The 24,630-nt window shown below is 73.7% G+C and carries 19 protein-coding genes; 15 read left to right on the top strand and 4 right to left on the bottom strand.

Annotated features, from left to right (window positions below):
• Nucleotides 1-7: 7 nt before the first annotated feature.
• Nucleotides 8-6,970 carry a type I polyketide synthase gene (locus FHX78_RS05315; RefSeq protein WP_145866312.1) on the bottom strand — a complete coding sequence of 2,321 codons (6,963 nt, stop codon included), beginning with the start codon at nt 6,968-6,970 and terminating at the stop codon, nt 8-10.
• Nucleotides 6,971-7,481: 511 nt separating this feature from the next.
• Here FHX78_RS05315 and FHX78_RS36685 point away from each other — a divergent pair.
• The gene (locus FHX78_RS36685; RefSeq protein WP_167531688.1) at nt 7,482-7,658 is read left to right on the top strand and encodes a hypothetical protein; all 177 of its coding nucleotides are present in this window, start codon (nt 7,482-7,484) and stop codon (nt 7,656-7,658) included.
• 39 nt (nt 7,659-7,697) lie between these two features.
• Nucleotides 7,698-9,179, top strand: coding sequence for an NAD(P)-binding domain-containing protein (locus tag FHX78_RS05310; RefSeq protein WP_145866311.1), 1,482 nt, complete (start codon nt 7,698-7,700; stop codon nt 9,177-9,179).
• Nucleotides 9,180-9,246: 67 nt separating this feature from the next.
• Here FHX78_RS05310 and FHX78_RS05305 read toward each other — a convergent pair whose 3' ends face one another.
• Complete coding sequence (locus tag FHX78_RS05305) at nt 9,247-10,032, bottom strand: SDR family oxidoreductase (protein ID WP_145866310.1); 786 nt, start codon at nt 10,030-10,032, stop codon at nt 9,247-9,249.
• A 79-nt stretch (nt 10,033-10,111) separates the two neighbouring features.
• On the opposite strand from FHX78_RS05305, the gene FHX78_RS05300 reads away from it, so the two are divergent.
• On the top strand, nt 10,112-10,465 hold the full coding sequence (locus FHX78_RS05300; RefSeq protein WP_145866309.1) for an ArsR/SmtB family transcription factor: 354 nt from the start codon (nt 10,112-10,114) through the stop codon (nt 10,463-10,465).
• Between the two features lie 542 nt (nt 10,466-11,007).
• Nucleotides 11,008-11,283, top strand: coding sequence for a DUF5988 family protein (locus FHX78_RS05295; protein ID WP_145866308.1), 276 nt, complete (start codon nt 11,008-11,010; stop codon nt 11,281-11,283).
• A 152-nt stretch (nt 11,284-11,435) separates the two neighbouring features.
• Here FHX78_RS05295 and trxB read toward each other — a convergent pair whose 3' ends face one another.
• On the bottom strand, nt 11,436-12,491 hold the full coding sequence (gene trxB, locus FHX78_RS05290; RefSeq protein ID WP_145866307.1) for a thioredoxin-disulfide reductase: 1,056 nt from the start codon (nt 12,489-12,491) through the stop codon (nt 11,436-11,438).
• A complete protein-coding gene (locus tag FHX78_RS05285; protein ID WP_145866306.1) occupies nt 12,488-12,901 on the bottom strand; it encodes an arsenate reductase ArsC in 414 nt (137 codons plus the stop codon). The genes trxB and FHX78_RS05285 overlap by 4 nt, the downstream gene beginning before the upstream one ends.
• Nucleotides 12,902-12,993: 92 nt before the next feature.
• Here FHX78_RS05285 and FHX78_RS05280 point away from each other — a divergent pair, with 92 nt between their 5' ends.
• The 11 genes from FHX78_RS05280 (at nt 12,994) to FHX78_RS05230 (ending at nt 24,500) form a co-directional block, all read left to right on the top strand.
• On the top strand, nt 12,994-13,302 hold the full coding sequence (locus tag FHX78_RS05280; protein WP_145866305.1) for an ArsR/SmtB family transcription factor: 309 nt from the start codon (nt 12,994-12,996) through the stop codon (nt 13,300-13,302).
• Nucleotides 13,299-14,381 (top strand): ACR3 family arsenite efflux transporter, encoded by a 1,083-nt coding sequence (gene arsB / locus FHX78_RS05275; RefSeq protein ID WP_145866304.1) that lies wholly within the window; start codon nt 13,299-13,301, stop codon nt 14,379-14,381. Before FHX78_RS05280 ends, arsB begins: the two co-directional genes overlap by 4 nt.
• On the top strand, nt 14,378-15,463 hold the full coding sequence (locus tag FHX78_RS05270; RefSeq protein WP_145866303.1) for an ArsO family NAD(P)H-dependent flavin-containing monooxygenase: 1,086 nt from the start codon (nt 14,378-14,380) through the stop codon (nt 15,461-15,463). The genes arsB and FHX78_RS05270 overlap by 4 nt, the downstream gene beginning before the upstream one ends.
• Before the next feature lie 9 nt (nt 15,464-15,472).
• Nucleotides 15,473-16,243: a helix-turn-helix transcriptional regulator gene (locus FHX78_RS05265; protein WP_145866302.1), complete on the top strand. Its 771-nt coding sequence runs from the start codon at nt 15,473-15,475 to the stop codon at nt 16,241-16,243.
• Between the two features lie 336 nt (nt 16,244-16,579).
• Nucleotides 16,580-17,629 carry an iron-siderophore ABC transporter substrate-binding protein gene (locus tag FHX78_RS05260; RefSeq protein ID WP_145866301.1) on the top strand — a complete coding sequence of 350 codons (1,050 nt, stop codon included), beginning with the start codon at nt 16,580-16,582 and terminating at the stop codon, nt 17,627-17,629.
• Complete coding sequence (locus tag FHX78_RS05255; RefSeq protein WP_229924007.1) at nt 17,626-18,669, top strand: FecCD family ABC transporter permease; 1,044 nt, start codon at nt 17,626-17,628, stop codon at nt 18,667-18,669. Before FHX78_RS05260 ends, FHX78_RS05255 begins: the two co-directional genes overlap by 4 nt.
• The gene (locus FHX78_RS05250) at nt 18,666-19,718 is read left to right on the top strand and encodes a FecCD family ABC transporter permease (RefSeq protein WP_145866300.1); all 1,053 of its coding nucleotides are present in this window, start codon (nt 18,666-18,668) and stop codon (nt 19,716-19,718) included. The genes FHX78_RS05255 and FHX78_RS05250 overlap by 4 nt, the downstream gene beginning before the upstream one ends.
• Nucleotides 19,715-20,572: an ABC transporter ATP-binding protein gene (locus FHX78_RS05245; protein WP_145866299.1), complete on the top strand. Its 858-nt coding sequence runs from the start codon at nt 19,715-19,717 to the stop codon at nt 20,570-20,572. The genes FHX78_RS05250 and FHX78_RS05245 overlap by 4 nt, the downstream gene beginning before the upstream one ends.
• 3 nt (nt 20,573-20,575) lie before the next feature.
• A complete protein-coding gene (locus FHX78_RS05240; protein ID WP_145866298.1) occupies nt 20,576-21,868 on the top strand; it encodes an MFS transporter in 1,293 nt (430 codons plus the stop codon).
• Nucleotides 21,869-21,964: 96 nt separating this feature from the next.
• Complete coding sequence (locus FHX78_RS05235) at nt 21,965-22,582, top strand: TOPRIM nucleotidyl transferase/hydrolase domain-containing protein (protein ID WP_145866297.1); 618 nt, start codon at nt 21,965-21,967, stop codon at nt 22,580-22,582.
• Between the two features lie 88 nt (nt 22,583-22,670).
• Nucleotides 22,671-24,500: a gamma-glutamyltransferase family protein gene (locus FHX78_RS05230; protein ID WP_145866296.1), complete on the top strand. Its 1,830-nt coding sequence runs from the start codon at nt 22,671-22,673 to the stop codon at nt 24,498-24,500.
• Nucleotides 24,501-24,630: the final 130 nt, after the last annotated feature.

The raw sequence follows: 24,630 nt of genomic DNA, 5'->3' as shown, positions 1-24,630 counted from the left end.
CGCTCGGTCAGGCCGAGGCGTCGGCGGAGTTCAGTTCGGCGGCCAGGGCCTGGGCGACGGTGGTGATGGTGCCGTCCTTGAGGAGCTGCACCATGGGGAGTTTGACCTGGTAGCGGCGTTCGACGCGGTTGCGGAGTTCGACGGCCATGAGGGAGTCCATGCCGAGGCGGTTCAGGGGCCGGTTGATGTTGAGGCGTTCGGGGCGCAGGCCCATGACCACGGCGACCTCCTGCTTGAGGAAGTCGACCAGCTCCGTGTTCGGCGGGGTCGCGGGTGCGGCGGGTGCCGAGGGTGCGGCGGGCGCGGGTGCCGGTGCCGGCTCGGGTGCGGTGGTGGGCGCGACGGTGGACGCCGCGTTGTTCTCACCCGTGTCCGGGGCGAGTTCGGTGGCCAGGGCCTGGGCGACGGTGGTGATGGTGCCGTCCTTGAGGAGCTGCACCATGGGGAGTTTGACCTGGTAGCGGCGTTCGACGCGGTTGCGGAGTTCGACGGCCATGAGGGAGTCCATGCCGAGGCGGTTCAGGGGCCGGTTGATGTTGAGGCGTTCGGGGCGCAGGCCCATGACCACGGCGACCTCCTGCTTGAGGAAGTCGACCAGCTCCGTGTTCGGCGGGGTCGCGGGTGCGGCGGGTGCCGAGGGTGCGGCGGGCGCGGGTGCCGGTGCGGGTGCCACGGTCTCGACCGGAAGGTCCCGGACCTCGGGCGCGACTGACGGTGCGACTGCCGGTGCGACCACGGGCGCGGTGGCGGGCGCGGCCTGGTGGCCGCCGCCGACGAGGTGCGTCAGCAGGGGCGCGCCGGCGGCCGACGGATAGGCGCGCGCCCAGGCGGGCCAGTCCGCGGGCAGCACGGCGGTGTGCAGGCGCCCCTCGGCCAGGATCCTGCCGAGCAGGGCGAGTCCCTCCTCCGGGCGGAAGGAGGACATGCCCTGCGGCAGCAGCGTGCGCTCCTCCTGCCGCTCCTTGCGGGCCACCATGCCGACGCTGTCCCAGAAGCCCCAGTTGACGACGGTGGCCGGCATCCCGTGCGCGTGCCGGTGGTGGGCCAGGGCGTCGAGGAAGGCGTTGCCGGCGGCGTACCCGCCCAGCATCGGCGAGCTGAGCAGGGCCGAGCCGGAGGAGAACAGGACGAAGGCATCCAGCGACTCCCCGCCCAGCAGCCGGTGCAGGTTCCAGCCGCCGGAGACCTTCGCCGCCAGCACCCGGTCCAGTTCGCGGCCGCTCATCTCGCTCAGGGGCGTGTAGTCGATGACCCCGGCGGCGTGGAACACCCCGCGCACGGGCGGCAGTCCCGTACGGCGCCCGGCGGCGAGCAGTGCCTCCATGGCCTGCCCGTCGGCGACGTCGACGGCCGCGTAGGTCACGTCCACCCCGCGCTCGCGCAGCCGGCGGAGCACGTCGACGGCCTCCGCCCGGGGATGGTCCGCGGCGAGCGGCCCGCCGGTGTCGGGCAGTGCGCTGCGGCCGGTGAGCAGCAGGTGCCGGGCGCCCTGGTCGGCGAGCCACAGCGCCAGCCGGCCGCCGATGCCGCCCGCCCCGCCCGTGATCAGGTACGTGCCGTCGGCGTGGACGGTGACCGGCCGGGTGCGCACGGCGGCCGCCGGGCCGGCGGCCGGCTCCCCGAAGGAGAGCACGATCTTGCCCGTGTGGCGGGACTGGGCCATCAGCCGGAAGGCGTCCGCGGCCTTCTCGGCCGGGTGGACGGTGTGCGGCAGGGCCTCCACGGCGCCCTGGTCGACCAGCGCGGCGGCGGCCCGCAGGATCCGGCCCGCCCGCTCGGGCGCGTGCTGGATCATGTGCACCACGTCGACGGCGTGGAAGGAGAGGTTGCGGGCGAACACCCCCCGCGGCAGCGGGTTGTCGTCGAGGATGTCCCGCTTGCTCAGCTCCAGGTAGTGGCCGTACGGCGCCATCAGCGACAGGTTCGCCTCGACGGCCTCGCCGGCCAGGGTGTTGTAGATGACGTCGAAGCCCTCGCCGCCGGTGGCGGACTTGAAGGTGTCGGCGAACTCCAGACTGCGGGAGTCGGACACCTGCTCCACGCCGAGCTTCCTCAGCAGGTCGCGCTTGGCCTCGCTGCCGGCGGTGGCGAAGACGCGGGCGCCCTTCCAGCGGGCGACGCTCAGGGCGGCGCGCCCGGTGCCGCCGGTGGCGGAGTGGATCAGGATCCTCTGGCCGCGTTCGAGGCGGGCCAGGTCGTGCAGGGAGTGGTAGGCGGTCAGGTAGGCGGCGGGCAGGGTCGCGGCCTCGGCCGCGGTCAGCCGGGCCGGCTTGGCGGCGGTCAGGCAGGCGAGGGTGACGACCTCGGAGGCCAGGGCGCCCTCGGCGAAGGCGATGACCTCGTCGCCGACGGCGACGTCCGTGACGGCGTCGCCCACCTCGGTGACGGTGCCGACGCACTCCCAGCCCATGACCGGCGGCCGGTTGTCCTGCCCGGGGTACATGCCGAGGGCCAGCAGGACGTCCCGGTAGTTGACGCCGGCGTGGCTGACCCGGATGCGGACCTCGTCACCGGCCACCGTGCGCGACGGGATCCCGGACAGCTGGAGGTCGTCCAGGACGCCGGGGGAGGGCAGGGTCAGCCGGTACGGCACCGACGGGCCGTCGGACGCCGGGCGCAGCCGTGCCGCGACCCGCCGGCCGTCGCGCAGCGCGACCTGGTCCTCGTCGTCCGGCCGCTCCAGCAGGTCGGCCAGGGCCACGACACCGGCCGCGGAGCGGTCGAGGTCGACCAGCCGGGGTGCCAGGGCCGGGCTCTCGGCGGCCAGGGTGCGGCCCAGGCCCCACAGCACCGCCTGGAAGGGGTGGCGCACGGACTCGCCGGCGCCGGTGGCCTGGGCGAGCTGGGTGACCAGCCACAGCCGCGGGTCGCCGAGGGACTGCCGCTCCAGCGCCCGGGTCAGGTGCAGCACGCTGTGGGCGGACAGGAGGTGCGCGCGGCGGATCTCGGCGGGCGTGGCGTCCAGGCCGGCCCGGGCGTCCAGCGCCCACAGGTGGACGATGCCGCGGCAGGTGCCCTCACGGGCGACGTCGGCCAGCACCTCGCGGTACTGGTCCTCCTGGGCCGGGTCGATCCGGTAGCGGTCGCCGGCCCCCGCCAGGCGGCCCGCGCCGGCGGTGACGGCCACCACGCGCTGTCCGCGGCCGGTCAGTTCGCGCACCAGGGCGCGGCCGGTGGGGCCGCTGTCGGTCAGGACGAGCCAGAAACCGTCCCGTGCGGGGGCGGAGCCGGTGTCGGAGGTCAGGGGGGCCTCTTCCCAGCCGAGGGTGTGCAGCCAGGTGTCCTGGCCGCTGCCCGGGATGGGGAGGGAGGTGGTGCCGGTCGTCGTCACGGGGTCCTCGGGGTGCGGGTGGAGCAGGTCCGGTGCGTGGCCGGCCAGGTACTGCAGGCGCAGGCCGCGCATCTGCGCGATCAGCCGGCCGTCGGTGTCGCGGATGTCGATGTCGGCGACGAAGGAGTCCTCGCGCGGGGAGGGCAGCAGCCGGGCGTGGCTGTAGAGGGAGGCCGAGGGCCGCTCGTGGAAGCGGACCTCGTCGATGCCGCCCAGGACGAAGACGCCCTCCTCGCCGGGGACGGTCAGCGGGCGGGCGGCGGCCATGGCGTGGCCGCTCGCGTCCAGCAGCGCCGGGTGGAAGTGGTGGAGACCGAGGCCGTCGAGGAGCGCGGGCGGGCAGGACAGGCGGGCGAGGACCTCGCCGTCGGTGCGCCACAGTTCCGTGATCCCCTGGAAGGCGCCGTTCCACTGGTTGCCGCGTTCGGCGTTCCACGGGTAGAACGCGGCGGCGTCCTGGTGCTGCGGCAGCCGGGAGCGGATCGCGTCCAGCGGTTCGGACGGCTCCTCGGCGCTCCCGGGCAGGGAGCGGGCCCGGGCCTCGGTGTGCAGCACCCACTCGTCCGCGTCGGTCTCCCGGCTGTGGACGCGGCAGGTGAGCGACCGGTCGGGGAGCGTGTCGACGGTGACCCTGACCTGCGGGGCGGGGCCGTCCTCGTCCAGGAACAGGGCGCGGTGGTAGCGCACTTCGGACACCGCCAGCGCACCGGCGCCGAGCACCTCGCGGGCGGCGGCGGAGACGAGTTCGAGGTGCGCGGTGCCCGGCAGGATGATCGTGTCCTGGATGCGGTGGTCGCGCAGGTACGGGTTGGCCGTCAGCTCCAGCGGCCCCTGCCAGCCGCGGGTGGTTCCCTCGGCGGGCAGCGGGCGTCCCAGCAGGGGGTGCGGTGCCCGCTCCACCGTGTCCGGCGCGTCCGGTGCGGGGGCGGGCGCGGTCCGGCCGGAGGGGTGCGCGGGGGTCTGCGCCCGCTTGATCCAGTGCCGGGTGCGCTGCCACGGGTAGGACGGCAGCGGTACGTAGCGGCCCCCGTCGGCCACCCGCTCGAAGTCGAGCCGGGCGCCCGCGGTGTGGAGGGCGGCCGCCGAGGTGAGCAGGCAGGTGCGTTCCGGGGTGTGGCGGCGCAGGCTGCCGACCGCGGTGGTGTCCGCGCCGGTGTGCAGGCGGGCGGTCTCGCGGATGCCGGACACCAGCAGCGGATGGGGGCTGACCTCGATGAAGACGGTGTCTCCGAGGTCGAGCTGGCCGCGCACAGCGCCCACGAAGTCGACCGGTTGGCGGATGTTGCGCACCCAGTAGTCGGCGTCCATGCCGGAGCCGTCGATCACGTCGTTCAGCAGGGTGGAGTGCAGCGGGATACGGCCCGCGCGCGGGCTCAGGTGGGACAGTCCGGCGAGCAGGTCCTCGCGCAGGGCGTCCATCTGCGGGCAGTGCGAGGCGAAGTCGACGTTGACCCGCCGGTTGTCCACGCCCCGGGCGTCGAGGGCGGCCAGCACGTGGGTGAGGGCGTCACCGTCGCCGGACAGCAGGGTGGAGGTGGGGCTGTTGATGGCCGCCACGGCGACCTCGTCCTCGTGGCCGGCCAGCGCGGCGGCGGCCTCGTCGGCGGGCAGCGCCACCCAGGCCATGGTCCCCCGGCCGGACAGGCGCTTGGCCAGCCGGCTGCGGCGGCAGATGACGGCGGCGGCATCCGGCAGCGACAGCGCGCCCGAGATGTAGGCGGCGGCGGACTCGCCCATGCTGTGGCCGATGACGACGTCCGGTTCGATGCCCCAGGACTGCCACAGTTCGGCCAGCGCGATCTCCATCGCCCACAGGGTGGGCTGGATGACGTCGAGCTGCTTCAGCCGCTCCTCGTCGGCCGCCCGCAGCAGTTCCACGACCGACCAGCCGGTCTCCGCCTTGATGGCCTCGTCGCAGGCCGCCATGGTCCGGGCGAACACCGGCTCGGTGTCCAGGAGTTCCTGGCCCATGCCCGGCCACTGCGAGCCCTGGCCGGGGAAGACGAACGCGATCCGGGGCCGGGCCTCGGGGTCGGTGAACTCGCTGGCGGACAGGCCCGGTTCGGCCTCGCCGTCGGCGAACCCGCGCAGGACGGCGGCCGCCTCGGCATGGCTGTCGGCGGCCAGCGCCAGCCGGGCGTCGTGGTGGGTGCGCCGCAGCGCCGCGGAGTGGGCGATGTCGCGCAGGGCCTGCCGGGTCCCGGGGCCGTCGAGGTGGTCGGCCATGCGGCGGGCGGCCTCGGTGAGGGCTTCGGGGCTCAGGGCGGACAGCACCAGCAGTTCACCGCGCCCGTCGTCCGGCTCGCTCGCGGCCGGTCCGGGGGCCGCTTCGAGCACGAGGTGGGCGTTGGTGCCGGAGAAGCCGAAGCTGCTGACGCCGGCGAGGGCGGGCCGGTCCCGTTCGGGTATCGGGGTGGCCCGGGTGGGCACGGTCAGCGGCAGGTTGTCCCAGTCGACGGCCGGGTTGGGGTGGGTGAGGTGCAGGTTGGGCGGCACCGTCCCGTGCTCCAGGCAGAGCACGGCCTTGATGAGCCCGGCGATGCCGGCGGCCGCCTCGGCGTGGCCGATGTTGGTCTTCACCGAGCCGACCAGACAGCGCCGGTCCTCGGTGCGCGGGCCGACGATGTCGGCCAGGGCCGCGAGTTCGACCGGGTCGCCGACGCTGGTGCCGGTGCCGTGCGCCTCGATGTAGTCGACGTCGGCGGGGTCGACCCCGGCGTTGTCGTAGGCGCGGCGCAGCACCTCGCGCTGGCCCTCGACGGCGGGGGTGACCAGGTAGCCGCTGCTCTGGCCGTCGTTGCCGACCGCGGAGCCGCGGATGACGGCGCGGACGCGGTCGCCGTCGGCGAGGGCCGCGGACAGCGGCTTGAGGATGACGGCCCCGATGCCGTCGCTGCGGACGAAGCCGTCACCGGAGGCGTCGGCGAACTTGCAGCGGCCGTCGGAGGCGAGCATGCCGGCGCCGGAGTAGACGACGCCCTCCTCCGGGAGCAGGACGACGTTGACGCCACCGGCGATCGCCAGGGGGCACTCGCCCAGCCGCAGGGCCTGCACGGCGTTGTGGACGGCGACGAGCGCGGAGGAGCACGCGGTGTCGACGGTGAAACTGGGGCCGCGCAGGTCGAAGGCGTACGACAGGCGGCCGGAGGTGATGGCCCGCGCGGCCGCGCCGGTCATCGAGTACAGGTCCAGCTGGTCGCGGTCGTCGTACTGCAGGTGCCAGTAGTCACCGCCGAGCTGGCCGATGAACACGCCGGTGTCGGTGCCGGCGATGCGCGGCAGCGGCTGGCCGGCGTCCTCCAGGGCCTCGTAGGCGACCTCCAGCAGCAGCCGCTGCTGGGGGTCCATGCGGTCGGCCTCGCGGGGCGAGATGCCGAAGAACTCCGCGTCGAAGGCGTCGATGTCGCGCAGCAGTCCGCCCCACCGGCTCACGGTGCGGCCGGGGGTGCGGGGAGCGGGGTCGTAGACGGCGTCGATGTCGTAGCGCTCGGGCGGGATGTCCGTGATGGCGTCACGGCCCCGCAGCAGCATGTCCCAGAGTTCTTCAGGGCTGGTGGCGTCCGCGAACCGTCCCGCCATACCGATGATGGCGATCGGTTCGCCGACGGGGTCAGCCGGGCGTGTCGGGTCGTGAGGCATGGATGTCCTTCCGGGCATGGCGAAGCCGTTCACTGGTGAAGCAGCACGGAAGGAACCGCGGCGGGTGCGCGGCGGGCCGGCGCTGGGGCCGGTCCGGTGGCGGGCGCACACACGTGGGGTCACGGGGGAGGGGCGGGGAACGGCCTGGTCCCGTGTCCGGACGGAGTGATGCGTGGCGAGCGCATCGCGGCGTCCACGGGCCGGGTGCGGCCGTCGGCACGGCCGTCGTCCCCCGAGGTATGTCGTTACGGCGCCGGGCAGGTGCCCCGGGGCGCGTACCCCCGCTGTTTCGACATGTGTCGAGATTGGCTTGTCACGGGCGCCCGTGCAACGCGGCGCGGAGTGACGCTCGTCACAACGCGTGGCTTCCTGGCCTGAGGTTGACATTCATCGAATCAAGGGGAACGCTGGACTATTGATTCGTCATTTGTCTATATAGCGTGTCCGTCCGGCCACCCGCGTGAGCGACCGTCCGCGGGCGGCCGGGCACGCCGCGACAGGAGTCAGATCCATGAGTGATTCCGCCGTCCCGCCGCGGTCGGGCGACGCCGAACCGGCCGCCGGTTCGTGCTGCGCCGCGATCGCCGCGTTACAGCGCCGGGCCCAGCAGAGCGCGGCCCGGCGCGCCGAGGGCGACGGCGGCGAGGCGACCGCCCCGCCGTCGGCAGAGCCCGCGCACCACGCCTGACCCGCCGCCCCGCCCCCCTTTGTGAGAGGACACCGCACCGTGGTTGACCACAGCCCCGACCGCCTTCCCGTCGTCGTGATCGGAGCCGGCCCCGTCGGCCTGGCAGCCGCCGCCCATCTGGCCGAACGGAGCGTCCCGTTCGTCGTGCTGGAAGCCGGCGACACACCCGCGGCCTCCGTGCGGGCCTGGTCCCACATCCAGCTCTTCAGCCCCTGGGAGTTCAACACCGATCCCGCCGCCCGCAGGCTGCTCGCGGCGGCCGGCTGGGAGGAGCCCGAGGCCTCCGCCCTGCCCACCGGCGGCGACCTGGTCAAGCAGTACCTCCAGCCGCTGGCCGAACTGCCCGCCCTCGCCCCCCACATCCGCTACGGCGCCGAGGTCACCGCCATCAGCCGGCTGGGCGTCGACCGGCTGCGCACCGCCGACCGGGAGCGGACGCCGTTCGTCGTACGCCTGTCGGACGGCGGGGAGTTGCTCGCCGACGCCGTGATCGACGCCTCCGGCACCTGGCGCCGGCCCAACCACGTCGGCGCCAACGGCCTGCCGGCCCACGGCGAGGAGGAGGCCGCGGCCTGGATCAACCACGGGCTGCCCGACGTGTTCGGCTCCGACCGCGCGCACCACGCGGGCCGTCACACCGTCGTCGTCGGCGCCGGCCACTCGGCCGCGAACACCCTGCTCGCCCTGGCGGAGCTGGCCGACGCGGAAGAGGGCACCACCATCACCTGGGCCATCCGGGGCGCCGACCCGGCGGCCTCCTTCGGCGGCGGCACCGACGACGAACTGCCCGCCCGCGGCGCGCTGGGCTCCGGTCTGAAGATGCTCGTCGACACGGGGCGCGTCACCCTCGCCGCGAACTTCCGTACCCACACCGTCCGCCGCCTGGGCGACGACCCCGCCCGCGACCGGGTCGAACTGGTCTCCCGCGGTGCCGACGGCAGCGAGCGGACGATCACCGCCGACCGGATCGTGGCCGCCACCGGCTTCCGGCCGGACCTCGGCATCACCAGTGAACTGCGCCTGGAACTCGACCCGATCATGTCCGCGCCCCGTGCGCTGGCGCCCCTGATCGACCCCAACCAGCACTCCTGCGGCACCGTCACCCCGCACGGCTACCGCGAACTGTCCCACCCCGAGCCCGGCTACTTCACGGTCGGCATGAAGAGCTACGGCCGAGCGCCGACCTTCCTCATGCTCACCGGCTACGAGCAGGTCCGCTCCATCGCCGCCGCCCTGGCCGGTGACATGGAGGCCGCGCAGTCCGTCGAGCTGCAGCTGCCGGAGACCGGTGTCTGCTCCGTGACGGCCGGCGGTGAGGCCCTCGCCCTGCGGCTGGGGCTGAGCCAGGAGCAGCACGAGCAGCTGCTGCACGCCACCGCGAAGCACCTGGGCACCTCGTCCAGCGCCGCCGAGGCCGTCCTGGCCGCGGCCACCGAGCTGGGCATCGACCACACGGCGGCCCTGCAGCTGGCCGCCTATGCCGCGGAGCAGTTCGACGCCCCCGGCGCCACCGGCTGCTGAATGACCGCGACCGCCCCTCTTTCCCGCGAGGGAGGAGGGGCGGTCGCGGCACCGGGTCCGGCGCGGCTCAGGCCGTCCGGTGCACCTTGTGCTGGGCGGCCTGCGCCCGCGGCCGCACCACCAGCAGGTCGATGTTGACGTGCGGGGGGCGGGTCACCGCCCACGTCACCACGTCCGCGACGTCGTCGGCGACCAGCGGTTCGGCGACCCCCGCGTACACGGCGTCGGCCTTGTCCGTGTCCCCTCGGTAGCGGTTGAGGGAGAACTCCTCGGTGTGCACCATCCCGGGGGCGACCTCGACGACCCTCAGCTGTTCCCCGCACACCTCCAGACGCAGCGTCTCGGCCAGCACGTGGGCGCCGTGCTTGGCGGCGCTGTAGCCCCCGCCGCCCTCGTAGCAGGTGAACGAGGCCGTGGAGGACAGGACGACCACCACACCGTCGCCCGAGGCGCGCAGCCGGGGCAGCAGCGCCTGCGTCATGTGCAGCGCGCCCAGCACGTTGACCTCGTACATCGACCGCCAGTCGCCGGGGTCGGCGTGCTCGACGTACTCCGTGCCGTACGCGCCGCCGGCGTTGTTGACCAGCACGTCGCACGCCGGCAGTTGCTCCGCGAAGGCTTGGACGGCTGCCCGGTCGGTCACGTCCAGCGGACTGACCCGGGCCGATCCGCCCTGGTCCTGGATCTCCTTCGCGACCGCTTCCAGCCGGTCGGCCCGCCGCGCGGTCAGGACGACCTCGTAGCCCTCCCGTGCCAGTGCCCGCGCCGTCGCCGCGCCGATGCCGCTGCCCGCACCGGTGACGACGGCCGTCCTCGCGGGCCTCGTCGAGGCGGCAGCCTGCGTGTCCGTCACGCTTCCCCCAGCTCTTGATTAGATGCACATCTAATCAAGCGATCTTGGCAGGAGCCGATTCAGGTGTCAACATAGATGCATGTCGAAGCTAGCGCAGTTGGCGGCGGATGTGCCCGCTCCGCCGTGCTGTCCCTCCCTCACGGACCGTGAGCTCACCGAGGAGGAAGCCGAGCTCACGGCCGCCATGTTCAAGGCGCTGGGGGATCCGGTGAGGCTGCGCCTGTTCTCCAAGGTGGCGTCGCACCCCGACCGGGAGGCCTGCGTCTGCGACATCGCCGACGTCGGCGTCTCGCAGCCCACCGTCAGCCACCACCTGAAGAAGCTCCGCGAGGCGGGCCTGCTGCTGTCCGAGCGGCGCGGCACCTGGGTCTACTACCGGGTGGCCCCCGCCGTCCTCGCCGCCCTGTCCGGCTTCCTCAGCACCCGCGACTGACCGCTCCTCCGCGGCCGACGGGCGTCCGGTGCGCGCCCGTTTCCCGGGTGCGCACGCCCGCCCGGGCGCCGTGGCGGCACGCCGGGCCCGGGGCCGCCCCTGTGGCCTGACGACGGCCGTCCGACGCGTACCGCCGCCCGCGCGCGACGGGCCGGGACGGCGCCGCCCCCCGGCTGTCCTGGTGCTGCTCGCGCCCCATCACCCCGCGCCGATGCCGCGCGTACACCGCCTCGCCGACCTCGGCGGCCACGACTCCGCGCGCCCCGAGCGCCGCGCATCCGACGAGAAGGACCTCCCCCTGCCGATTCCCGGAAGCGGTTGACACCCGCCCGGCGTCGGCACCAAGCTGAGCCTTGATTCGGCATCGGTCGATATAGCGACGTCACAGTCGCCGATGCGCCGTTCCCGTGTGTCGTGATGCCCGCAGCGCGCCGTAGCGCCCGGGACCGGCACCCCGACGATCCCGCCGCGCCGACGGCCCGGCCGTGACCCCGCCTCGTCGGCTCGCCCGCCCCCAATGCCCTGCATGAGAGGACTCGCCCATGACCAGCACCATCCTCACCACCGGCCAGGCTTCGCCGAACAACATCCTGCGGAGCGACAACGGCCGGCCGACGGAGCCCAACGTCCTGCTGACCGGCGGCAAGGGCGTCCCCGACGCCGTGCGGACGCACCGGGTCGACCGGCTCACCGACCGGCTCAAGCTCGAACTGGGCAACCGCTACGAGCATTTCGAGGCGACCTCCGAGACGCGCGAGGTCGAGGGGCGCGCGCTGCATGTCTACGCCTGGATCTACCGGACCTACGTGGCCGAGTAGGAGCGCGGGGCGCCGCCCGGCCCCTCGCGGGGCGGCGCCCTCCGCTCGAAGTCCCGTTTCCCACCCCACCGTTCCGCCCCAGAACGCCCCCCTCCGGGGAACGTTTCCCAGGGAGGCCGTCGAAGGCGACCGATCGGACCCTTACCGACGGATCAGGCCGCGCCCGAGGCCGCCGGGTCGTGCTCCGGCGGCGTGGGCCTCGGTCCGGCGCCGCCGGGGACGGCCGTGACCGGGGTGACCGAGGTGTCCGGGGTCGCCGGGGCGTCCGACAGGGCCGCCAGGTAGCGCTCGGCGTCCAGCGCGGCCGCGCAGCCGGAACCGGCCGCGGTGATCGCCTGGCGGTAGGTGTGGTCGACGACGTCACCCGCGCCGAAGACACCGGGAACGCTGGTGCGTGTCGAGGGGGACTCCACCTTCAGGTAACCGGCGGAATCCAGCTCCAGCTGACCCCGGAAGAGTTCGGTGCGCGGGTCGTGGCCGATCGCGATGAACAGACCGGTGGCGGCCAGTTCCCGGGTGGTGCCGTCGCGGGTGTCGCGCAGCGTCAGGCCGGACAGCATGCCGTTTTCTTCGTGGAGTGCGGCGATCTCGCTGTCGAAGGCGAAGGAGATCTTCTCGTCGGAGAACGCCCGGTTCCGCATCACCTGGGAGGCGCGCAGGGTGGAGCGCCGGTGCACGACGGTCACCGAGCGGGCGAAGCGGGTGAGGAAGGTGGCCTCCTCCATCGCCGTGTCGCCGCCGCCCACCACCACGATGTCGCGGTCGCGGAAGAAGAATCCGTCGCAGGTGGCGCACCAGGACACGCCCCGCCCGGACAGCGCGTCCTCGTTCGGCAGGCCGAGCCTGCGGTAACCGGAACCGGTGGCGACGATCACGGCGCGGGCCCGGTGCACGGTCCCGGCGGTGTCGGTGACGGTCTTGACGTCGCCGGTCAGGTCGACGGCGGCGATGTCGTCCTCGACGATCTCGGCGCCGAACCTCTCCGCCTGCGCCCGCATGTTCTCCATGAGGACGGGGCCGTCGACACCCTCGGGGAAGCCGGGGAAGTTCTCGACCTCGGTCGTGGTCGTCAGCGAGCCGCCGACGAAGACCGCACCGCCGAAGACGAGGGGCCTCAGCTCGGCGCGGGCGGTGTAGAGGGCGGCGGTGTAGCCCGCCGGGCCCGAGCCGATGACGACGACGTCGCGGACGTCCGTGCCGGCGCTCATGCCTCCTGCTCCGGGGCGATCTCCGCGATCAGGCCCTCGACCAGCACCTTGATCTCGTCGCGGATCGGGCGGACGGCCTCGACGCCCTGCCCCGCCGGGTCGTCCAGCTGCCAGTCCAGGTAGCGCTTGCCGGGGAAGACCGGGCAGGCGTCGCCGCACCCCATGGTGATGCAGACGTCGGACTCCCTGACGGCGTCCACGGTGAGCATCTTCGGCACCTCGGCGGCGATGTCGATGCCGACCTCGCGCATCGCCTCGACGGCGGCCGGGTTGACCTCGGCGCCCGGGTTGGATCCCGCGGAACGGACCTCGACGCGGTCCCCGGCAAGATGGGTCAGCCACGCGGCGGCCATCTGGGAACGGCCGGCGTTGTGGACGCAGACGAACAGCACGGAGGGCTTGTCGGACATCAGGGGGTCTCACTTGTCTCACGTCGACATCAGGCGCGCATGACGTCAGCACCCGGTGGTGTCAGCCACCACTGATGTGAGAGTATCAGTACATGATGACGTCAGTCGACGCTGACCTGATCCGGGTTCTCGCGGACCCGCTCAGGCTGCAGATCGTGACCCTGCTCGCCCGAGAGACGCTGTGCACCACCCACCTCGTGGAGGAGACCGGCGCCCGGCAGACCAACCTCTCCAACCATCTGAGAGTGCTGCGCGAGGCCGGTGTGGTGGAGACGGAGCCATGCGGCCGGTTCACCTACTACAAGCTGCGCCCGGACGTCATCGCTCAGCTGGCCGGGCAGTTCACCGGCCTGGCCGAGTCCGCCCGCAACGCCGCCGACAACAAGAGGGCCTGCCCGTGACCCGCACCGAAGCACCCGCGACCGCCGAGGAGTCCTCGATCGTCGCGAAGCTGTCGACACTCGACCGCTTCCTCGCCGTATGGATCCTCGTCGCCATGGCCGTGGGCCTCGGTCTGGGGCGCCTGATCCCCGGCATGAACGACGCCCTCGCGCACCTGGAGATCGGCGGCATCTCCCTGCCGATCGCACTCGGCCTGCTGGTCATGATGTATCCGGTGCTCGCCAAGGTCCGCTACGACCGGCTCGACGCCGTCACCGGCGACAAGAAGCTGATGGTCTCGTCGCTGGTCGTCAACTGGCTGATCGGCCCGGCCGTGATGTTCGCGCTGGCCTGGATCTTCCTGCCGGACCTGCCCGAGTACCGCACCGGCCTGATCATCGTCGGCCTGGCCCGCTGCATCGCCATGGTCATCATCTGGAACGACCTGGCCTGCGGCGACCGCGAGGCCGCCGCCGTCCTGGTCGCCCTCAACTCCGTCTTCCAGGTCCTCGCGTTCGGCCTGCTCGGCTGGTTCTACCTCGACCTGCTGCCCGGCTGGCTGGGCCTGGGCGAGGGCGAGAGCCTGGACATCTCGATGTGGAAGATCGCCCTCAATGTCGTGATCTTCCTCGGGGTTCCGCTGCTCGCCGGCTTCCTCACCCGTCGCATCGGCGAGCGGAAGCTGGGCCGCGAGAGCTACGAGCGGACGTTCCTGCCGAGGATCGGCCCCTGGGCGCTGTACGGCCTGCTCTTCACGATCGTCATCCTCTTCGCCCTCCAGGGGAAGACCATCACCTCCCAGCCGCTGGACGTCGCGAGGATCGCGCTGCCGCTGCTGGTGTACTTCGCCGTGATGTGGGCCGGCACCTTCCTCCTCGGCAGGGCGATCGGCCTCGCCTACGACCGCACCGCCACCCTCGCCTTCACGGCGGCCGGCAACAACTTCGAGCTGGCCATCGCGGTCGCCATCGCCACCTTCGGCGTCACCTCCGGCCAGGCCCTGTCCGGCGTCGTGGGACCGCTGATCGAGGTGCCCGTCCTGATCGGCCTCGTCCACGTGTCCCTGGCCTGGCGCAAGAAGTTCACCCCGGCCGCATGACACGGCACGTCGACGTGGTGGTGGTCGGCGGCGGCCAGGCAGGGCTCGCCGCCGGCTACCACCTGCGCCGCCAGGGGCTGGACTTCGTCGTCCTCGACGCGCAGGCCACCCCGGGCGGCGCCTGGCAGCACGCGTGGGACTCCCTGCGCCTGTTCTCCCCGGCCGCCTTCTCCTCCCTCCCGGGCCGCCTGATGCCGGTGCGGCCGGGCGAGGAGTACCCGGACGCCGGACACGTGGTGACCTACCTCGGGGACTACGAGACGCGGTACGGGCTGCCCGTGCTGCGGCCGGTCCGGGTGCTCGGCGTGCACGACGAGGGACGGCTGCTGCGGGTGGAGACCGACTCCGGCACCTGGCACGCCCGTGCGGTGATCAGCGCGACCGGGACCTGGTGGCGTCCCTTCCTCCCGGCCGTCCCGGGACGCGCGGACTTCGGGGGACGGCAGCTGCACACCGTCTCCTACCGGGGGCCGGGGGAGTTCGCGGGCGGCCGCGTGATCGTCGTCGGAGGCGGCAACTCGGGCGCGCAGATCGCCGCCGACCTCGCCTACGACACCGAGCTGACCTGGGTGACCCGGCGCCCGCCGCGCTACCTCGCCGACGACATCGACGGCCGCGCCCTGTTCGACGCCGCCACCGCCCGCCGCCGCGCCCTCGACGAGGGCCGCGCGGACACCGGAGGCGTCGCCTCGCTGGGCGACATCGTCGCCGTACCGCCGGTGCGCGAGGCGCGGGACGCGGGGCTGCTCAAGGCGTCGCCCATGGTCGTACGCCTGGAGCGCGACGGCGTGGTGTGGGCCGACGGCACCCGGGCACCGGCCGACGCGGTCGTCTGGTGCACCGGGTTCCGCCCGGCCCTCTCCCACCTGTCGCCCCTGGGCCTGCGCGGCCCGCGCGGCCGCATCGCCACCCGGGGCACGCGGGCCGTGGGCGAACCCCGGCTGCACCTCCTGGGCTACGGCGACTGGACGGGACCCGCCTCCGCCACGCTCATCGGCGTCGGACGGACCGCCCGCGACGCGGCCCGCGAGATCGCCGGACTGCTCGGACGCGACAGCCGGCGGAGGCCGGGCTCCGGTTAGCCTGGGCGCATGCGTGTCACCCGGGACCTGCCGACGCTCGCCGCGGGCGAGGTCGACGTGCCCTTCGTGATCCAGGGGTACGAGGAGGTCGTCGACGCCGACACGGCGTGGAACGAGCACTCGCACCCCTGGCACGAACTCCTGTGGAACGAGCACGGCACGTCCACGGCCGTGGTGGGTTCCCAGGTCTGGTGCATCACCCCGACCCTGGGGCTGTGGATGCCGGCGGGGCAGCTGCACTCCGCCTCCGCCGTCGCCGGCACCTCCTACCGCGCCCACTTCTTCCGGCACGGCACGGTGTCGGCCCTGCCCGACGTCCCCGTGGCCGTGGAGATCACCCCGCTGCTCCGGCTCCTCCTGGAGCGGCTGGAGGAGCCGGACCTGCCGCAGCGTTCCCGGGCCGTGACCGAGACGATGGTCCTCGACGTCCTGCGGCCCTCGCCCCGGGCGCTGCTGGTGCAGCTGCCCACCTCCACGCTGCTGCGGCCGATCGTCGACGTGGTCCGGGCCGACCCCTCCGACCAGCGGACACTGGCCGGCTGGGCCTCGGCCCTCGGCTGCAGCGCGCGCACCCTGACCCGGGCGTTCCGCGCCGAGACGGGCACGAGCTTCGCCCGCTGGGTCGCCTCGGTACGGGCCCAGCACGCCGTACAGCTGCTCGCCCTCGGATGCGAGGTCGACGTGGTGGCCGACGCCGTCGGATACCGCTCGGCCAGCGCCTTCGGGGCGGCCTTCCGGCGGACGACCGGCATGACGCCCGGCAGGTTCCGGGCGCGCTGAGAGGGGTTGGCAGGGGCGGACCGGAGGCAGCGGTGCGGACGGCGCCCCGGGCCGGAGCCGTGCGCTCCGCATGTCCGGTGCACGGCCCGTCGCATGTTCCCTGGCATGTCCCCTCGCATGTCCCGTCACATGTCCCCTCGCATGTCCCGTCACATGTTCCGTCACATGTCCCCTCGCATGTCCCGATCGCTACAAGGGCTGTCGAAAAGGCTCGATTGATCCGTGCGCCACCGCTCCATACGCTGTGCAGGCAAGCCTTACCTAACTTGCCGTGCACGGCGGGCGCCCTCGCCCACGCCTGCGCCGGCACCCCGATCGAAAGTGGAACACGGGTCGATGAGAACCCCACGCCTTCGCGCACTCGCCCTCGCGGCGGCCCTCCTGTTCGGACTCACCGCCTGCGGCGGCGAGTCCGGCGACAAGGACGACAGCAACTCCGCCGGCGCCGGTGCCGACGGCGCCGCCCAGTTCCCCGTGACGATCAAGCACGCCCTCGGGACCACCGAGATCCCCGCCAAGCCCGAGCGGGTCGCCACCGTCAACTGGGCCAACGACGAGGTCCCGCTCGCCCTCGGCGTCGTCCCCGTCGGCATGGCGAAGGCCAACTTCGGCGACGACGACGGCGACGGCGTGCTGCCCTGGGTCGAGAAGCGGCTCAAGGAACTGAACGCCAAGACGCCGGTCCTGTTCGACGAGACCGACGGCATCGACTTCGAGGCCGTCGCCGACACCAGGCCGGACGTCATCCTCGCCTCGTACTCCGGACTGACGAAGCAGGACTACGAGACCCTCAGCCGCATCGCCCCCGTCGTGGCCTACCCCGAGGCCGCCTGGGCGACCCCGTGGCGCGACATCATCCGCCTCAACAGCAAGGCCATCGGACTGGCCGACGAGGGCGACGACCTGATCGCCGACCTCGAGGGGCGGATCGAGCGGACCGCCGCCAAGTACCCCCAGCTCAAGGGGAAGACGGCGATGTTCATGACGCACGTGTCGTCCAAGAACGTCAGCCAGGTCGGCTTCTACACCACCCACGACACCCGCACCCAGTTCTTCACCGACCTCGGCCTGAAGATCCCCGCCAGCGTCTCCGAACCCTCCGCCTCCACGAAGAAGTTCGTCCTCACCAAGAGCGCCGAGCACATCGACGACTTCAACGACGTCGACATCCTCACCGGCTACGGCGACGACACCGGCGAACTCCTCAAGGCCCTCAAGAGCGACCCGCTCACCTCCAAGCTGGCCGCCGTCAAGCGGGACTCCCTCTACCTGCTGCCCGGCAGCACCCCGCTGGCCACCGCCGCCAACCCGACCCCGCTGTCCATCCCGTACGTCCTCGAGGACTACGTGAAGGCACTCGCCGAGGCCGCGGACAAGGCCGCGTGACCGTCACCGAGATCCCGCACGCGCCGGACACCGTCCCGCTACGGCGTCCGGCGCGCGTGCGCGTCACCTGGCTCCTCGTCGTCGCCGCGGTGCTGCTCGCCGCCATGACGGCCTCCCTCGTCCTCGGCTCCCGCGACGTCGCCTGGGCCGACGTGTGGTCGGCGCTCGGCGGGGCGCAGGACACCCTGGAGGAGGCCGCGGTCGCCAACCGCATCCCGCGCACCCTCCTCGCCGTCACCGTGGGCGCCGCCCTCGGCCTGTCCGGCGCGGTCATGCAGGGCGTCACCCGCAACCCGCTGGCCGACCCCGGCATCCTCGGCGTCAACATGGGCGCCTCGCTCGCCGTCGTCACCGGCATCGCCCACTTCGGCCTCGTCTCGGTGTCCGGCTACATCTGGGCGGCGATGACCGGGGCCGCCCTGACCGCCGGATTCGTGTACGCCGTCGGCTCGCTGGGCCGCGGCGGCGCCACCCCGCTGAAGCTGGCCCTCGCCGGAGCCGCCATCTCGGCCGCGCTCGCCTCCCTGGTCAGCGCCGTCGTCCTGCCGCGCAACGACATCTCCGACACCTTCCGGCTGTGGCAGGTCGGCGGAGTCGGCGGCGCCACCTACGCCCAGCTCGGCAGCGTCGTGCCGTTCCTCGCGGCCGGCTTCGTCATCTGCCTGGCCTCCGCCCGGGCCCTCAACTCCCTCGCCCTCGGCGACGACCTCGCCGCCGGCCTCGGCGAGCGGGTGGCCCTCGTCCGGGCCGGCGCCGCCCTCGGCGCGGTCGTGCTGTGCGGCGCGTCCACCGCCATCGCCGGACCCATCGCCTTCGTCGGCCTCGTCGTACCGCACGCCTGCCGCATGCTGGCGGGCGTGGACCACCGGTGGCTGCTGCCGTTCTCCGCGCTCGGCGGCGCCGTCCTCCTGACGGCCGCGGACGTGGTGGGACGGGTCGTGGCACGGCCGGCCGAGATCGAGGTGGGCATCGTGACGGCGTTCGTCGGCGCCCCCTTCTTCATCCACATCGTCCGCCGCCAGAAGGTCAGATCCCTGTGAGCGCCCCCGTCGTCACCGCCCCGCCCACGCTGCGCGCCGTCACCCGCGCCCGCGTCCGCCACGCCCGCCGGCGGCTGCTGATCGTCCTGACGCTGGTGGTCCTCGTGGTCGCCGCCTTCGCCACCACGCTCATGGCCGGACACACCTTCTACCCGGCATCCGACGTGCTGCGCGTGATCACGGGCGAACAGGTGCCGGGCGCCTCCTTCACCGTCGGCACGCTGCGGCTGCCCCGCGCGGTGCTCGCCCTCACCGCCGGGTTCAGCTTCGGCATGGCCGGCGTCACCTTCCAGACGATGCTCCGCAACCCGCTCGCCAGCCCCGACATCATCGGCATCAGCGCGGGCGCGAGCGCCGCGGCGGCCATCGCCATCGTGACCTTCTCGCTGAGCGAGACCCAGGTGTCCGTCCTCGCGATCGCCGCCGCGCTCGCGGTCGCGCTGCTGGTCTACACCCTCGCGTTCCGCGACGGGGTCGCCGGCACCCGGCTCATCCTCATCGGCATCGGCATCTCCGCCCTCCTCGACAGCGTCACCTCCTACGTCCTGTCCCGGGCCGGCGACTGGGACCTCCAGGCGGCGATGCGCTGGCTCACCGGCAGCCTCAACGGCAGCACCTGGGAGGAGACCGTGCCCACGGTCCTCGCCGTGCTGGTGCTCGGCCCGGTGCTGCTGTGCCAGGGCCGCAACCTGAGCGCGCTGAGCCTGGGCGACGACACGGCGTCCGCCCTCGGCGTCCGCGTCGAACGCACCCGCGTCACGGTGATCGTCGCCGCCGTCGGACTCATCGCCTTCGCCACCGCGGCGGCCGGACCGATCGCCTTCGTCGCCTTCCTCTCCGGGCCGATCGCCGCCCGCCTCACCGGAACCGGCGGCTCCCTGCTGGTCCCCGCCGGGCTGGTCGGCGCCCTGCTCGTCCTGGTCGCCGACTTCACCGGCCAGTACGCCTTCGACACCCGCTACCCGGTCGGCGTCGTCACCGGCGTCCTCGGCGCCCCCTACCTCGTTTACCTGATCGTCCGCACCAACCGGGCCGGAGGCTCACTGTGACCGCGTCCCACACCCTCGCCACCGAGGACCTCACGCTCGGCTACGGCGACCGCGCCGTCATCGAGGGCCTGGACCTGACGCTCGCGGCCGGGCGGATCACGGTGATCGTCGGTGCCAACGCCTGCGGCAAGTCCACCCTGCTGCGCTCGATGTCCCGGCTGCTCGTGCCGCGCGCGGGCCGGGTCGTCCTGGACGGCAAGGAGGTCCACCGCACCCCGGCCAAGGAACTCGCCCGCACCCTCGGCCTGCTGCCGCAGTCGCCGGTCACCCCGGAGGGCATCACCGTCCTCGACCTGGTCGGCCGGGGCCGCCACCCCCACCAGCGGGCCTTCTCCCGCTGGACCGCGCAGGACGACGCCGCGGTCGCCGCCGCACTGGAGGCCACCCACACCACGGACCTGGTGGAGCGCTCGGTCGACGAACTCTCCGGCGGCCAGCGCCAGCGCGTGTGGATCGCGATGGCACTGGCCCAGCAGACCGACCTGCTGCTGCTCGACGAGCCCACCACCTTCCTCGACATCAGCCACCAGATCGAGGTCCTCGACCTGCTCACCGACCTCAACCGCTCGCGCGGCACCACGATCGTCATGGTCCTGCACGACCTCAACCTGGCCGCGCGCTACGCCGACCGGCTCGTCGCCCTGGCGTCCGGACGGCTGCACGCCGCCGGCACGCCCGAGGAGGTCATGACCGAGGACACGGTGCGCACCGTGTACGGCATGGACAGCCGTGTCATCGAGGACCCGGTCTCCGGCAAGCCCCTCGTCCTGCCGATCGGCCGCCACCACGCCGCCGAGGACACCGGCGCGCGGACGGCGTCCTCGTCCGCGTCCGGGCCGGCCGGGAGCCGCTGACCCATGACCTCGACCTCCAAGCTCGCCGCGGTCCTGCCCGACCTCACACCCTGGCGCTCCTCCAAGGACTTCCGCCTGCTGTGGGTGCAGGGCCTGGTCACCTACCTCGGCAGTGTGATGGCGCTGATCGCGCTGCCGCTCCAGATCAAGGAACTCACCGGCTCACCGCTCGCGGTGGGCGCCATGGGCGCGGTCGAACTGGTGCCGCTGGTCGTGTTCGGCCTGTACGGCGGCGCCCTCGCGGACGCGGTGGACCGGCGCAAGGTCATCGTGCTGACCGAGGCCGGACTGGGACTGCTGGCCGCCGTCCTGCTGGTGAACGCCATGCTGCCGCGGCCCCTGCTGTGGCCGCTGTACGTGGTGGCGGCCGGAGTCGCGGCCCTCGCCGGACTCCAGCGCCCCGCCGTGGACTCGCTGCTGGCCCGCATCGTCCCGCACGACCAGCTCGCCGCGGCGGCCGCGCTCAACGCGCTGCGCTGGCAGGCCGGCGCGATCGGCGGCCCCGCGCTGGCCGGCCTGGTCGTGGCGTACGCGGGCAACGGGCCCGCCTACGCCACCACGGTCGTCTGCTTCGCCGTGTCGGTCCTGATGTGCCGCCGGCTCTCGCCGGTGCCGCCCGTCGAACACGCCGCCAAGCCGTCCCTGCGCGGCATCGCCGAAGGCGCCCGGTACGCCTGGTCCCGGCCGGTGCTGCTGGGCACGTACGCGGTCGACCTGGCGGCGATGTTCTTCGCCTTCCCCAACACCGTCTTCCCCTTCCTCGCCGACGAGCTGGACGCCGACTGGTCGCTGGGGCTGATGTACTCGGCGGGAGCCATCGGGTCGCTGCTGCTCAGCCTGACCAGCGGCTGGGTGTCCCGGACGCAGCGGCACGGCCTGCTGGTGGTGTGCGGCGCCGCCGGCTGGGGGCTGGCGATGGCGGCGGCCGGCTGGACGTCCAACGTCTGGCTGGTGCTGCTGTGCCTCGGCCTGGCGGGCGCGGGGGACATGCTGAGCGGCCTCGGCCGCTCCACCATCTGGAACCAGACCATCCCCGACCGGCTGCGCGGCCGGCTCGCCGGCATCGAGGTGCTCTCCTACAGCGTCGGGCCCCAGCTCGGACAGGTCCGCGCCGGTGCGATGGCCGGCTGGACCGGCGTCCGCCCGGCCATCTGGAGCGGCGGGCTCGCCTGCGTGGCCGCGGTCGGTCTGCTCGCCGCCGCGCTGCCCAGGCTCGTCAGCTACGACGCGCGGACCGACGAGGACGCCGGCCGCCGACGGGCCGAACAGGAGGCGGCGGACGCCACCGGCCCGTGAACGCCCCCCCGCCGGGAACCGACAGGGGTCCGGCGCCCCGTGCCGGCGGCGGAAATGGCGTGGCGCGGCGGCCGTGCGGGGCGCGAGACTCGGCCCATGACCGACATGCGGGCGTTCCGGGAAGCGGCCACCGCGTGGGCGGCCGGCGGGCCCGGCGACCCCGCGCGCGAGCTGGCCGCGCGGCTGCCCGTCCGTACGGCCGTGCTGCTCGAAGGGCTCAGCGACGCCGCGGCGGTGAGCGCCCTGGCCGCCGTCCGCGGCCGGAACCTGGCGGCCGAGGGCGTCTGCGTCCTGCCGATGGGCGGCGCGATGAACGTCGGCCGCTTCGCCCGCCTCCTCGGACCGTCCGGACTGGGCCTGCGCCTGACGGGACTGTGCGACGAACGCGAACGCCCCTACTACCGCCGCGCCCTGGAGCGGGCCGGCGCGGCACCGCAGGCGTTCTTCGTCTGCGCGGCGGACCTGGAGGACGAACTCGTCCGCGCGCTGGGCGTGACCCGGGTGACGGAACTCGTCCGGGCGCAGGGCGACTCGCGCCCCCTGCGGACCTTCCTGCGCCAGCCCGCCCAGCAGGGCCGTCCCGCGCGGCAGCAGTTGCGCCGCTTCCTCGGCACCAAGAAGGGACGCAAGATCCACTACGGCCGCGTCCTCGTCGAGGCCCTCGACCCCGCGCGCGTCCCCGCGCCGCTCGACGACCTGCTCACCAGTCTGTGACCACCGGCCGGGACCGGTGGCGGTGATCCCTGGTCTGAGTAGTCTGCTTCCGGATCCCGCCGGCGCACGCAGCACACCGAGGTGAGAGATGCAGTTCACCACCCGTCCCACCCTCCAGGGCACCTTCGGCATGGTGTCCTCCACGCACTGGCTGGCCTCCCAGTCGGCGATGGCCGTGCTGGAGGACGGCGGCAACGCCTACGACGCGGCCGTGGCCGGCGCGTTCGTGCTGCACGTCGTCGAGCCGCACCTCAACGGCCCGGCCGGCGAGGTGCCGATCCTGCTCGCTCCGGCGGGCGGAGACGTGCGGGTGCTGTGCGGGCAGGGCGTCGCCCCGGCCGGGGCGAGCGCCGCCCACTACCGGAGCCTCGGCCTGGACCTCGTCCCCGGCACCGGACCGCTCGCCGCGGCCGTGCCCGGCGCCTTCGACGCCTGGATGCTCCTGCTGCGCGACCACGGCACCAAGACCCTCGCCGACGTCCTCAAGTACGCCATCGGCTACGCCGAGGACGGCCACCCGCCCGTGGAACGCGTCGGCGAGACCGTCGAGACCGTACGGGAGCTGTTCGAGACGGAGTGGACCTCCTCGGCCGAGGTGTACCTGCCCGGCGGCCGCGCCCCCCGCCCCGGCGAGCCGTTCCGCAACCCCGCCCTCGCCGCCACCTGGAAGCGGCTGCTGGCCGAGACCGCCGGGGCGGGGGACCGGGAGGCGCGGATCGAGGCCGCGCGGGAGGTGTGGCGCACCGGGTTCATAGCGGACGCCCTGGTCCGCCAGGCCGCCCGGCCCACCCTGGACACCAGCGGCGAGCACCACACCGGCACGCTGACCGCCGCCGACCTCGCCGGCTGGTCCGCGACCTACGAGACCCCGGTGACGTACGACTTCCACGGCTGGACCGTGTGCAAGGCGGGCCCCTGGAGCCAGGGTCCGGTGCTGCTCCAGCAGCTCGCGCTGCTCCCGCCGGAACTGCCCGCATACGGCTCCGCCGACTACCTGCACCTGCTGATCGAGGGCTGCAAGCTGGCCATGGCCGACCGCGAGGCCTGGTACGGGGACGCCGCCGAGGTGCCGCTGGACGACCTGCTGTCCGCCGAGTACAACGCCGAGCGGCGCACCAGGGTCGGCCCGCGCGCCTCACGCGACCTGCGGCCCGGCAGCCCCGGCGGGCGCACTCCGCGGCTGAGCGCCCACGCGCGGGACGTGGTCACCGGCGTGCCCGGCGCCGGTGCGATGGGCGCCGGCGAGCCGACCGTCGCCAAGAGCCCGAGGTCCCCCGTGCCCGGCGAGCCGGACGTCTCCGGCGACGGCGGCACCCGGGGCGACACCTGCCACCTCGACATCGTCGACCGCTGGGGCAACATGATCGCGGCCACGCCCAGCGGCGGCTGGCTCCAGTCCAATCCCGTCGTGCCCGAACTGGGCTTCCCGCTGGGCACCCGGCTGCAGATGACCTGGCTGGAGGACGGCCTGCCCAACACCCTCACCCCCGGCCGCCGCCCCCGCACCACCCTCACCCCGTCCCTCGCGCTGCGCGACGGCGTGCCCGTCATGGCGTTCGGCACGCCCGGCGGGGACCAGCAGGACCAGTGGCAGCTGCACTTCTTCCTCTCGGTCGTCCTGCGCGACCGGGTGCGCGGCGGACTCGACCTCCAGGGCGCCGTCGACGCCCCGAACTGGCACAACGACAGCTTCCCCGGCTCCTTCTACCCGCGCGGCATGCGCCCCGGCAGCGTCACCGTCGAATCCCGCACGGACCCGGACGTGGTGGCGGGGCTGCGGCGCCGCGGCCACGAGGTGACGGTCGGCGAGCCGTGGTCGGAGGGCCGGCTCTGCGCGGTCGCCCGGGACCCGGGGACGGGCGTCCTCTCCGCGGCGGCGAACCCGCGCGGCATGCAGGGCTACGCGGTGGGCCGCTGACCCGCTGACCCGCTGACCCGCTGACCTACCGCCTGCCGACCTGCTGACCCGGCGCCCCCTCCGGCGCCTCGCCCTCCGATTTCATCCCGATTCCACCCGGAGTGCACCGGGCCGGAGGGGATTGTCAGTG

Origin of the sequence: Streptomyces capillispiralis, from assembly GCF_007829875.1 — a bacterium.
Lineage (GTDB): Bacteria > Actinomycetota > Actinomycetes > Streptomycetales > Streptomycetaceae > Streptomyces > Streptomyces capillispiralis.
This window is presented reverse-complemented; position numbering and strand designations above follow the sequence as displayed.